Below are 12,445 nucleotides of genomic sequence, written 5' to 3'. Positions count from 1 at the left end.
ATTTTAGATTTTAGATTTTAGATTTTAGATTGGGGAATTGGGAAATTGGGAATTGGTAACAGAAAAAGGTTAAATTATTTTTCTTCCTTCTTCCCTCTTCCTTCTTCCTTCTTCCTTCTTCCTTCTTCCTTCTTCCTTGGTAATTATGCTCGATCGCCCAAAGCGAGACAATCAGTAGTCCCCCAGTAAGCATAAATCGGCGTGTTCGGATCTGGGAAAGAGCCGCCCGTATTTGGTTGGCGCACCGTAATTTTATCGCCCGAGGCCAACTCAACCACGTAATGAACGTGGGTGCCCATGTACATGATATTTTTGAGTCGCCCTTCAAAACAGTTCACCGACAATTCCGGCTGGTAGAGATTCAAATATACTTTTTCAGGCCGGACGCTGACGACCACAGAGTCACCGTTGACACCACTCCACATATCCGACTGCTGAACGATTATTTTCAGATTGGCTGATGTGCGAACTGTGATCGTCGATCGGTCGATCGACTCCACCGTACCAGAAAACAAATTCGTATCCCCAATAAAATCCGCCACAAAAGCCGTCTGCGGACACTCATAAATTTCTTCCGGCGAACCAATTTGCTCGATCCTGCCCTCGTGCATCACCGCAATCCGGTTAGAAAGACTCATCGCCTCTTCTTGATCGTGAGTCACCATCACAAAAGTCAAACCCAACTCTTGATGCAAATTCGACAATTCCAACTGCATCTGCTTCCGCAACTTCAAATCCAGAGCACCCAGAGGTTCGTCCAACAACAGAACCGCCGGTCGATTTACCAGAGCTCTCGCCAAAGCCACCCGCTGCTGCTGGCCGCCCGACATTTGACCCGGAAACCGATTGGCGAAAGATTCCATTTTCACCAATTGCAAAGCTTCCCGTACCCGTTCTTCAACTTCCGATTTTCCCAGCTTTTTAATCCGCAATCCAAAAGCGATATTGTCCCAGACATTCATGTGTCCGAACAGAGCGTAGCTTTGAAACACAGTATTTACCGGGCGGCGGTAAGCTGGAGTATTGGTCATCGACTGACCACGAATCATCAATTCGCCCGCCGAGGGAGTCTCGAAACCAGCGATTAAACGCAGCGTGGTTGTCTTACCGCAGCCACTGGGCCCGAGAATGCTAAAAAATTCTCCTTGACGAATGCTGAGGTCAACTCCGCGGACTGCGGTTTCGCCGTTAAATACCTTAAAGACCTTGCGGAGTTCAACGTCAAGCGCTGTATCCGTTGCTGTCGTACCTTGGTTTAGTGCTGTCTGAAACATATTCGCCCTTTCCTGGGGTGTTAATGCACGCTGCTTGAATACAGTTTAACTTTAGACTTTTCTGTATTTTAGGCGAGGAATGTTAGGAAGTAACCGGTTTTAGGATTTGTTCTTTAAATTCTATCTCAGGTTGCTCCGGAGCCCTACCGAATGTCTTGCGTCCTGCACCAAATTCGATCGACCCAGCATCTATTCATTCTCAGGACTTGGCGTGGGAGAAGGTGTTGGCGGTTTTTCTGGTTTGGGCGCTTCTGCTTTTTTCCACTCAGACAAAGGCCGCTGGACGGCATTTTTAAAGTCAAAAGGCACTAGCAGCACCGGCAAAGTTTCCGCTGAATTTTGAGGTGGCGCTTCCGGCGGATTGGCTCTAGCGTACAAGAAGCGACCGGTAATGTCTGTTTTGCCTAAAACTAAACGATGAGTTTCCTGGTTGTCCAGCTTGACTGTGACTGTGGCTTGCGGTTGGTCTAGACCAAATTCTGGGAGTTTAGCCGCGGTAATATTAATCGTGCGATCGCTCTTTCCTGTTGCCAGCCTATCTAGCAAAAAATCCACCGATGCCTGATTTGCGTGTGCTTGCACCGGTAATTTCATTTCCCAGCTAGACTTACCTCCTTTTATGGCATAAACTCGCTCAAAAGTCAAGATTATTTCGGGAGTTTTCACTGTAAAGAATTGTACGCGATCGGACTTAAAAGTAAAAATTTTATGTTTTTCATCCTTAGCCGCTTCCTGTTTCGGGGACACTTGCATCTCGTACAAAGAAACTAACCCAATCATGCTCAGGGCGACGCCTATCAATATGAATGTATTTTTCTGCAATTTCATCATAACTGGTCATTGGTCATTAATCATTGGTCATTAGTCATTGGTCAAAAGTCATTGGTCATTGGTCAAAAGTCATTGGTCATTGGTCATTGGTCATTGGTCAAAAGTCATTGGTCATTGGTCATTGGTCATTAGTCATTGGTCATTAGTCATTGGTCATTGGTCATTAGTCATTAGTCATTAGTCCGCCAACTGTCAACAGCCAACAGTCAACAGTCAACAGCCAACAGTCAACAGCCAACAGTCAACAGCCAACTGTCAACAGCCAACTGTCAACTGACAACTGACAACAGTCAACTATCGTCTCTTCCACCAAAGAGCACCGCCAATTCCCACTCCGAGTAAAGGCCAAATTATCCAACCTAAAACCAGTAACAATCCTTGGTTAACAGTCATGTTAATACGGCGGTTAGTAGCTTTTTTCGGGCTGATAGAAAAGCTTTGTTGGTCTGGTTTGCTCAACCAACTGACCGAGTTGAGAAACACATCGCTATTGAGTTGTTGGTCAAACCAACCGTTAGTCACAAATTGAGATGTACCAATTACTACCATGCGCGATGTTTTTCTAGGAGTTGAAGGAACAGAAGGAGTTGTGGTTGGACTGGGAGATGCTGTGGATGTTGGGGTTGGCGTTGGTGTTGGGGAACTTTCGGGAGATGCTGTGGATGTTGGGGTTGGTGTTGGTGTGGGCGAGCTTTCGGGAGATGCTGTGGGAGATGTTGTTGGTGTTGGTGTTGGAGAACTTTCGGGAGATACAGGAGGCGTCGCTTCTTGGGAGACAATTACCGAATAGCTAATTGGGGAAGCTACGGGCGAGGTTGTTGGTGATGGCGAAGTTATTGGCGAGGTTGTTGGTGATGGCGAAGTTGTCGGCGATGGCGAAGTTGTCGGCGAGGTTGTTGGTTTCGGCGAGGTTGTTGGTGATGGCGAAGGTTTCGGCGATGGCGAAGTTGTCGGCGAAGTTGTTGGTGATGGCGAAGTTGTCGGCGATGGCGAAGTTGTCGGCGAGGTTGTTGGTAATGGCGAAGGTTTCGGCGAAGTTGTCGGCGATGGCGAAGTTGTCGGCGATGGCGAAGTTGTCGGTGATGGCGTGACTGGTGTTGGTGATGGCGAAGTTGTCGGTGATGGAGAAGTTGTCGGTGATGGCGAAGTTGTTGGTGATGGCGAAGTTGTTGGTGATGGTAAGGGTGAGGGGTTTAAGGGAGTGCTGTCAGAAGCCGATCGCACCAGAGCCACACCTAATAATAACGGGCCTTGTCGATCGGTCTTCGGATCGAACTCCAATTTCTTCGTCGTCAAATCGCTTTCCGCCCAACTTTCCTGACTCGTCCACAGCAGCGGTTTTTCCTCTATCCCGACTATTGGCGAGGTTTCCAAAGCACGCGCAAACGGGTAGAAAGAAATGCCGTTACCGAAACTTTGACTAATCGGATGTTCGCCGTAACGCCTGACTGTGGGAACCGTCGGGCCCAGGCCGAATCTTTGACCCGCACCGGAAGCATCGATAGCCAAACGGCTGTCTAATTTGACGCCCCATTCTTGCAGAAATTTGTCCAATCCGGTATTTATTGCCGGGTCTACCATTAAGAATAAACTGCCGCCGCGATCGAGATAAGCTTTTAGTGCTTTAATTTCTGTATCGGTAAACGGTTTTTCTAGGCCAGGGATGATTAAAGCATCTGCATCTTCCGGAACTTCTTTCCGTTCGGTGAAATTCAGCGTTTGGGCGTTGTAGTATTTATCTTTCAGAGCTTTTTCAGCTTGCTGGATGCCGCCTTGACCTTCTTTTAGCGGGCGCGCACCTTTCCCTTGCAAAAAGTAAACTGTAGGATTGCGAGTGCTGAGAATTTCTTCTAAGCCATTGGTAAGTTTGATCTCTGAAAGACCTTGATTCGGGTCGCTACCAAAAGCAGTGCCGCCTTTTTGCAGGACTTGTTTTTTGTCACCGGATTGCAGGTAGACTTCTCCGATGGTGGTAATGCTAAATTCCCGGGCTTTTCCCGGTTGGGATTGCGGGTCTACAAACTCGTATTGAAATTTTTCCCCTCCCTCGCGTTTGTAAGTTTGCAGCAATTCTTTAGTTTGGGGATTTTGGATGGGGTCAAACACCCAAACTTTGACTGTTTGTTGCAGGTTCCGCAGTATTTGTTGAGTCTGGGGGGCGAGGCTAAATTGTTGGCTTTCGGTTAAGTCGATGCGGACGGGATAGCGAAAGGCTATGAAGTTAATTACCCCGAGTATGACTAAGACGGCGATGGTAGCAATCAGGGCGTTGGTACTCGCTTGGGTGGAACGCCGCCCCCAAAAGCCTTGTTCGTAAGTCAAAGATAGCAGCCAAAGTGCGATCGTCACTATTCCGGCAATAACTAGACCCACTGTCAGGGGTTCCCATGCTCCAGATACCTGCGCTGCTGTTATCCCCGCTGCTGTTAGCACCGGGCCCAGCCAAAAAATATACTTCCAATTTGTTTTGCTAATTTTCATAATCTAAATATTGTGTCACCTAATTTCGCTGCGAAAATGTTATTTTATATTGCCTGAGACTCCAACCATGCTGTTAAATCTGACTGCTCGTTAAAATCCAGGATGGCCTCTTCCAGGTCTTCTAATTTCTGTAACCCTAATTGACGGATGCAGTTTTCAGTTTCCGGTTCTATTGTGCCTAAACGTCGCACTATTTGACGCAATATTAACGACAGGTGAGCAGTTTTTGTTTCCTGTTCTCTTGCTAAATCTATGGCAATCTGCTGGTCTTGCATCCAGTCTTCTTGATTTTGCAATTCGTTTAATTGTTGCTGAGTAAAATTTTCCTGGCTAGCCATTTGAAAAGCTTTTTCAATTTCTGGAAATACCCTCAGTGTTTCTGGTATTGTGTCGATATTGCTGGTATTTTTGAGGAAGTAAATCCATCGGTCTGCGGTTGTTTCTAATGCTGCTAAGTCTTTTTGAAATTTAGGGAGTTCGACAAAAACTAACTCTATTTCTGTATCGGGACAATCAATTTTTGGATCTTTTTCTTTGAAAACAAACCTAGTTGTGCATTCCCGCTGATTTTCAAACATTTCAAAATCGGCAATCTTCAAGGAGATTACTGTTTTTAATCTCTCATAGCGTTCTTCCCTAGTTAACTGAAGGCTGTAGGTTTTGGCAGCGTTGTACAAAACTCTTTTCTCGAAAGAAGGCACGTTGAGCAGTTGGATTTCAATGAGAGCGATTCTGTCGCCGTTGATTGTGGCTTTGACATCTAGGCGTGTTTCTGGGACTCCCAAAGTTTGATTTGTCGGTTGCGAGTCGATTATTTCTAAGTCTTGAATGACTGGCTGTGCTTCATAAAGAATGGCGTTTAAAAAATTAATCAGGATGTCTTTGCTGTCGCTACAACAGAAGATTTTTTTGAAAGCCAAGTCGTTTTTAGGATTTATAAATCTCATTGTTTGAGGTGCTTTAGAGAATGATTCGCATGAATTGGTAATGGGTAGTGAGTAATTGCTAATATGGCGTTAGTAATTCTCCCCCTCTCTGTCTCCCGAGTCGGAGCCCTTGGCTGTTTAAGAACGCTGATATCGCAAGGCGTCGATGGATTGGGCCGTGAGAAATACTCCTAAAACTATGTAACTGAAAAACATAACCAAGCTGCTGCTATCGAAGACTCCCTTGACAAGATTGGTGTAATGTGTTAAGAGCGAAAGCTGTCCTAATGCCGAGCCGAAGGGGCCGCCGATAGTGAGGGCGACGACATCGATCGCCCACAGAAATAATACTAGAGCAAAGGTGAGGATGGCTGATAAAATTGTGCTTTCTGTGAGCGAGGAAATAAACATTCCCAGGGACAATACTGCTGCTGCTAGGAGGATGAGGCCGCCGTGTCCTAGCAGGAGGACGGCGGGGGGTACGGGTGGGGTTGAGGCGCTGAGGGCGATCGCCTCGCACAATAGCAAGGGCATTAACATTGTGGTATAAAATGTTAAAACGCCGAGGAGTTTGCCGGTAGCAACTGCCCAGTTTGTTAAGGGGGATGTGGCTAAAAGCTCTAAGGTTCCCCGCTTGCGTTCTTCTGCATAAAGTCCCATTGAGAGTGCCGGCAATACGAACAGTGAAAGAGAACCCATGAGCCGCAGAAACATTTGCAGAAATTCGTAGGCTACATCAATGGGAGGCTCGGTAATTCCGGCTTGGTCTCGCTGACCTATTTGGGCAATTAACCCACCGTCGCCGAGCAGAATTGCTATTAAAAAAAATCCGGTAATCAGCCAAAAGACGGTGGCGATGGCATAGGCTAACGGCGATGCAAAATAGCTTTGCAGTTCCTTGCGGTAAATGGCGACAATATTACTAATCATGACTAACATTTAGAAATGGGGAATGGGTGATTGGTCATTGCTAATTGGTTGATTCTGAGTCGCCTGGTTGTGTTGTTGGCCTGTCGTCGTTTTCCTGTTGCTGTATTTCTCTTGGTATTTGTCGTTTTCTGTTAACAGGTGGTTGTTCTGGTTGAGAATCGCTGCTGGGTTCTGGCTTTTTCTTGAGTTGCCGATTTTTGACTGTACGTTGTGATTTGGGTGGAGAATCTTCGCTTGACTCTACGGTTTTTACTTGTGGTTGCGATTTTGGTTGAGAATCTTCGATCGCCGAAGGCGCACCTACAATGGTTTCAGGGACAGTCTGATCAACTTGCAGATTTTCGAGGGTAACAGGTTCTGAGTCGCTATGTGCATCTAAAATCGGTTCCGGTACAGTTTTAGTAACTTGTAGATTTTCGACGGTAACAGGTTCTGAGTCCCTAGGCGCATCTAAAATCGGTTCCGGTACGGTTTTAGCAACTGGTAGATTTTCGAGGGTAACAGGTTCTGAGTCGCTAGGCGCATCTAAAATCGGTTCAGGTACGGTTTGAGCAACTGGCAGATTTTCGACGGTAACAGGTTCTGAGTCGCTATGTGCGATCGCCTCTGGCGCATCTACAATCAGTTCAGGTGGAGAATGTTCGCTCGACTCTTGTCTTTCAACAACTTCTTCCAGAAAATCTGCAACTGATTGTAGTTCAGGTTCTAAATCGCTGATTACCTCTGGCGTTTCCGCTGCTTCTGATTCTGGCTGCGCGCCATGCGAAATCGACTCTACAGTTTCTACAACTGGCTCAAATTCCGGCTGCGCGCCATGCGAAATCGACTCTACAGTTTCTACAACTGGCTCAAATTCCGGCTGCGCGCCATGCGAAATCGACTCTACAATTTCTACAACTGGCTCAAATTCCGGCTGCGCGCCATGCGAAATCGACTCTACAGTTTCTACAACTGGCTCGGATTCCGGCTGCGCGCCATGTTCGATCAACTCTACAATTTCTACAACTGGCTCAAATTCCGGCTGCGCGCCATGCGAAATCGACTCTACAGTTTCTACAACTGGCTCGGATTCCGGCTCAGAATGTTCGATCGACTCTAAAGTTTCTGCAACTGGCTCGGATTCCGGCTCGCGATGTTCGATCGACTCTACAGTTTCTGCAACTGGCTCAAATTCCGGCTCGCGATGTTCGATCGACTCTACAATTTCTACAACTGGCTCAAATTCCGGCTCGCGATGTTCGATCGACTCTAAAGTTTCTGCAACTGGCTCAAATTCCGGCTCGCGATGTTCGCTCGACTCTACAGTTTCTGCAACGGGCTCAAATTCCGGCTGCGCGCCATGCGAAATCGACTCTACAATTTCTGCAACGGGCTCGGATTCCGGCTCATGATGCGAAATCGACTCTACAATTTCTGCAACTGGCTCGGATTCCGGCTCATGATGCGAAATCGACTCTAAAGTTTCTGCAACTGGCTCGGATTGCGGCTCAAAATGTTCGATCGACTCTACAGTTTCTACAACTGGCGGCGATGCTGAGTGAGAATCATAGGGAGATTCTTGCCTATCTGAAACTTGCAGGTTGTCCGCAAGAGTTGGCGATTCGGATTGATGAGAATCGGCGATCGCATCTACGGAATTTGCAGCCAGTAGATTTTGAGCCACCTCAGGCTCGGTCTCAATTAAAACATCTCCCGGTTTCTTTTCGGCTGTGGTCGTCAGCTTCAAAAACACATCTTCCAAAGTAGCTCGATTGCGACGCATTTCGCAGAGTCCGAACCCAGAAGCGATAATAGTGCTGGAAATTTCTCGTCCCGGTTCTGATTCCGAGTCGCACAAGGCGCGCAGGCGGTAGCGGCTGGCTAAAAATTGTTGGCTTGGAATTAATTCGACCGATCGAACTCCCGGCACATTTTCCAGAGAAGGCAACAACAGAGTGTTGAGCAAATCCGCCTCGCCTTCGACTTCGACTTCGTAACCCGAACCGGATGCCAACTCTCCCATCAAATTTTCGGGAGTACCGGCTGCGACGATGTTACCGCGATTGATGATGGTGACGCGGTTGCAAGTCATGCTGACTTCCGGGAGAATGTGGGTCGAAAGGATGATTGTGTGTTGGCCGCCGAGGCTTTTGATCAGGTTGCGGACTTCGATGATTTGTCGCGGGTCGAGGCCGACGGTTGGTTCGTCGAGGATAATTACTGGTGGGTCGTGGACGATCGCCTGTGCAATACCGACTCGTTGTTTAAATCCTTTGGAAAGTTTGCGGATTAAAACTTTGCGTTTGTCTGCCAGCCCGCAGCGTTCGATCGCGGATGTGACTCGTCGCGCGCGATCGCCCGCTGGTACTTGCTTGATCCGCGCCACAAAAAACAGAAACCCTTCTACGCTCATTTCTGGATACAGGGGCGGGTTTTCCGGTAGATAGCCGATGCGCTGTCTCACAGCCATCGAATTTTCGTGAACGTCGAAGCCGGCGATGCGGGCGGTACCGCTGGATGCGGGCAAATATCCCGACAAAATCCGCATGGTTGTGGTTTTGCCGGCGCCGTTGGGCCCCAAAAACCCGAGAATTTCTCCTGATTCGACCGAAAAAGACACGTCCGCGATCGCTGCGGTCGAACCGTAAGTTTTGCTTAAGTGTTCTACTTCAATCATTTGTCAGAAGTCACGCAATGTGAGATTTTAGCTTTGAGATTTGATCCGCCAAACACAGGCTGGGCGCCTGTTCCACCATGTGCAGAGTGCCGTCAGTACGGGGGGCGATCGAAATGTATGGCGCAAATTTTTATTTGATTTTGTCTTCTAGTGTAGTCTGGCAAGAAACAAATCTATCATAAGTGTCGATCGTAAGAGAGAAACTGGCACCCTGTTTTGGGCTTCTGTTGTCTCGCTGCGACTTACTTTGAGATTGCTTGGGACTTTTGATAATTTTATTTAATCTCTGCTAGTGGTTTCGTTTTAAAGTTTAAAACAATCATTGTAAATTTGGTTGTTACATTCGCTCGCTTGTTGATTTCATTCTCATTTATTTGATGAATTTAGGTCGTTTGCGTGATATTATGGATTTTCATACTCTTGGCGACGTATGTAATTTTGTAAAATGCAGCTTGCAACCCTATATTTTAGGTTTTTTGGCTGGCTGTTGCAAGGCCGATTTTTTTTATACCGCTTTGTCTAAATATATTTTTGTTTCGGATCGTTAAGGGATTGTTAAGCGGGGGTTGACAAAATAACCATTTTGTGGATGAGGTTTTTTGGCGAACCGCGAAGGCGCAAAGGGCGGGAAGCAAGAGAGGAGGAAAAAAGTATGGTTGATGGTTACTGAAATTTGGTTAATAGGGAACTTCCTACTGCTGCTTGGTCTGGAGTGGGCTTTGGGTGCGAGGCTTCTTCTAGCAAGTAGGTAGGCGGGAAAAAAATAATTTATATAACTAAAAATTAACTAGACCTGAGTTTAAAATAGATGAGGCAGGCTGATGGTAATGGCAAAAAGGTAATCAATAATTGCCAGGACACCAGATGCCAAACGAGCCAAGCTTTTTAAGGTTATTTTGGTAATTTCTGGGCTGATTGAAGACTGTTCTCAGTTTTAATAGCTCGGTTTTTGGCGCCGGTCTCGTTAAAATAAGTCAGTAAGTAAGGTGCGTCATGAGGAAAATGCTTAATCTGCGATCGTCACATTCAGACTGTCAGCGCACCCTACAATAAACGACTAAATTTCTGCTCGGGAAGGCGGTAATTTCACCTTACTAGCCAAACCTAGTGCTTGCAAAACTTGAATTGTCACCCAAGTGAAGTCAAATTCCCACCATTTCATGCCGTGACGGGCAGAGTATTGATAAGCGTGGTGGTTGTTGTGCCAGCCTTCGCCGTAGGTCAAAACTGCAACCCACCAACAGTTAGTAGAACTATCTTCGGTTTCGTAAGTGCGGTAGCCAAATTTGTGAGTGGCGCTGTTCACGAACCAGGTACAGTGATATACCAAAATTAAGCGGGCAAAAATTACCCACACTACAAATGACCAGCCTGCTACGAAGTAAAGCAACACGCCAAAGACGATTTGCATCGGGAGAAAGTAGTTTTGCAAAAATCGGTAAAATGGATCGCTAGCAATGTCTTTGGTGCAGCGGGCAATTTCAGCATGGGCGGGGCCTTTATACAGCATCCAGCCGAGGTGACTCCACCAAAAACCGTTTTGGGCGTTGTGAGGGTCGATCGCATTTTGGTCAGAGTGGGTGTGGTGTAAGCGGTGCAACCCAACCCAATCAATTATTCCTCCTTGGCAGGCAAGGGCTCCGCAAAATGCTAGAAAGTATTCTACGAATTTTGGTGTCTGAAAACTGCGGTGGGTGAGCATTCGATGCCATCCCAGAGTTATTCCCAAGCCGCCGGTAATCCAGTGCATGAATACTGTTAAACCAACTGCTGTCCAGTTAAAGTTACTCGGTAGCAATGCGAACAAAGCTCCGATGTGCAGTCCTGCTAAACTAATAACGTGTTTCCAATTGTATTGGAGTTTTTCTTGCGTTGCGATTGTCATTCTATTTTTGATTTTTGATGAGATGCTAACCTGGATTCACGCATAAAAGTTGAGATTGAGTCGTGAAGTTTTTGGCTGCACGCTTGCTCAAACCAATCAAAAATGAATGAATTATAGATTTTGGATTAGGATTGAAAAACATTTAGGGTTTAATGAAAATAAAAATTTTGGCTGCCCTACAAAATTTTTTGTTTTCAAATCTATTATAACTGATTGTGGTTTTGGTTGGGTCGATCGCACAAGATGATTCGAGCTTATTTCAACCCAACCTTTTCCCGAGCGCAAAAACAGGATTAGCCATTGGTCAATCGATTTTAGATTTTAGATTTTAGATTTTAGATTTACTCGCAGCTTGGAATCTGGGAGATTGAACTAGCCTCTAATATCTTCGGATCTTCACTCTTGGCGTGGCTATGTACCCGTTTTGGGGCGGGTGACGAGCCATTAGTCCGAAACAGATGACCGATAACCAATGACTAATTGTCGATCGTCCTATTTTTCTGCTAATTTCACTTTGGTAGCCAAACCCAGCGATTGCAGAAGTTGAATTGTCATCCAGGTGATGTCGATTTCCCACCATTGCAAACCGTGGCGAGCGGAGTATTGGAAGGCGTGGTGGTTGTTGTGCCAACCTTCGCCGTAGGTGAGTACAGCAACCCACCAGCAGTTAGTCGATCCATCGCCCGACTCGTAGGTGCGGTAGCCGAATTTGTGGGTAGCGCTGTTAACCAGCCAAGTGCAGTGGAACACCACTACAATCCGCATAAACACTCCCCAAACCACGAAAGACCAGCCGCCTAATAAATAAAGCAACACACCGAAGACAATTTGGATGGGTATAAAATATGCTTGGAGAAACTTGTATACTGGGTCGTCGCCAATGTCTTTTGTAAAGCGGGGGATTTGAACTCTCATCGGCAGATCTGAGATCATCCAACCCATGTGGCTCCACCAGAAGCCTTGATTAGAATCGTGGGGATCTTCTTCGGTGTCGGAATGTATGTGGTGTAACCGGTGCATTCCTACCCAGTCAATGGGCCCACCTTCACAGGACAGAGTGCCACAAATAACTAGAAAATACTCTAGCCATTTCGGTGTTTGAAAACTGCGGTGGGTAACGAGACGGTGAAATCCCAGAGTAATTCCTAAACCACCTGTTACCCAATGCAGGAATACTGCTAGACCTACCGCAGACCAGCTAAAATTACCCGGCAGCAAAGCAAATAAAGCGCCGGTGTGCAGAAAAGCCATAAAGCCTATGACAGGCCAATCAGGAGAAGTTTTTTTGGAAGTTGCAATCGTCATGAATATCTTATGTTTACAAACTAGGGGCCGTATCTACGCCATAATGAACAGCGCGCACGCAAGTGGTGAGCGAGGTATAGATGAATAGCGTTTCACGGCTACAGGAAGCAGAACAGGCACTCTTTCAGATTTTTTCTGGTATTGACGCGACAGTCAA

The 12,445-nt window shown here is 46.6% G+C and carries 8 protein-coding genes and 1 pseudogene; all 9 read right to left on the bottom strand.

Features of this window, described 5'->3' with window-relative positions; all coding sequences use genetic code 11:
• Positions 1-10 precede the first annotated feature (10 nt).
• The 9 genes and pseudogenes from QZW47_RS21620 to QZW47_RS21580 all read right to left on the bottom strand — a co-directional run bounded on the left by QZW47_RS21620 (position 11) and on the right by QZW47_RS21580 (position 12,288).
• Positions 11-193: a hypothetical protein gene (locus QZW47_RS21620; protein ID WP_293131161.1), complete on the bottom strand. Its 183-nt coding sequence runs from the start codon at positions 191-193 to the stop codon at positions 11-13.
• A complete protein-coding gene (locus QZW47_RS21615) occupies positions 144-1,274 on the bottom strand; it encodes an ABC transporter ATP-binding protein (protein WP_293131158.1) in 1,131 nt (376 codons plus the stop codon). The genes QZW47_RS21620 and QZW47_RS21615 overlap by 50 nt, the downstream gene beginning before the upstream one ends.
• A 189-nt stretch (positions 1,275-1,463) precedes the next feature.
• Positions 1,464-2,105, bottom strand: a complete 642-nt coding sequence (locus QZW47_RS21610; RefSeq protein WP_293131155.1) for a DUF4340 domain-containing protein — start codon at positions 2,103-2,105, stop codon at positions 1,464-1,466.
• A gap of 294 nt (positions 2,106-2,399) precedes the next feature.
• Positions 2,400-4,586 carry a Gldg family protein gene (locus tag QZW47_RS21605; protein ID WP_293131152.1) on the bottom strand — a complete coding sequence of 729 codons (2,187 nt, stop codon included), beginning with the start codon at positions 4,584-4,586 and terminating at the stop codon, positions 2,400-2,402.
• 44 nt (positions 4,587-4,630) lie between these two features.
• A complete protein-coding gene (locus QZW47_RS21600; protein ID WP_293131150.1) occupies positions 4,631-5,533 on the bottom strand; it encodes an Rpn family recombination-promoting nuclease/putative transposase in 903 nt (300 codons plus the stop codon).
• Between the two features lie 117 nt (positions 5,534-5,650).
• The gene (locus QZW47_RS21595; protein WP_293131148.1) at positions 5,651-6,451 is read right to left on the bottom strand and encodes an ABC transporter permease; all 801 of its coding nucleotides are present in this window, start codon (positions 6,449-6,451) and stop codon (positions 5,651-5,653) included.
• A 1,657-nt stretch (positions 6,452-8,108) separates the two neighbouring features.
• Positions 8,109-9,098 (bottom strand): annotated as a pseudogene (locus QZW47_RS21590) (ABC transporter ATP-binding protein); the annotation flags it as partial.
• A gap of 1,057 nt (positions 9,099-10,155) precedes the next feature.
• Positions 10,156-10,983 (bottom strand): fatty acid desaturase, encoded by an 828-nt coding sequence (locus QZW47_RS21585; RefSeq protein WP_293131145.1) that lies wholly within the window; start codon positions 10,981-10,983, stop codon positions 10,156-10,158.
• Positions 10,984-11,475: 492 nt separating this feature from the next.
• On the bottom strand, positions 11,476-12,288 hold the full coding sequence (locus QZW47_RS21580) for an acyl-CoA desaturase (RefSeq protein WP_293131142.1): 813 nt from the start codon (positions 12,286-12,288) through the stop codon (positions 11,476-11,478).
• Positions 12,289-12,445 lie beyond the last annotated feature (157 nt).

The organism is Microcoleus sp. bin38.metabat.b11b12b14.051 (assembly GCF_013299165.1).
Taxonomy (GTDB): domain Bacteria; phylum Cyanobacteriota; class Cyanobacteriia; order Cyanobacteriales; family Microcoleaceae; genus Microcoleus.
This window is presented reverse-complemented; position numbering and strand designations above follow the sequence as displayed.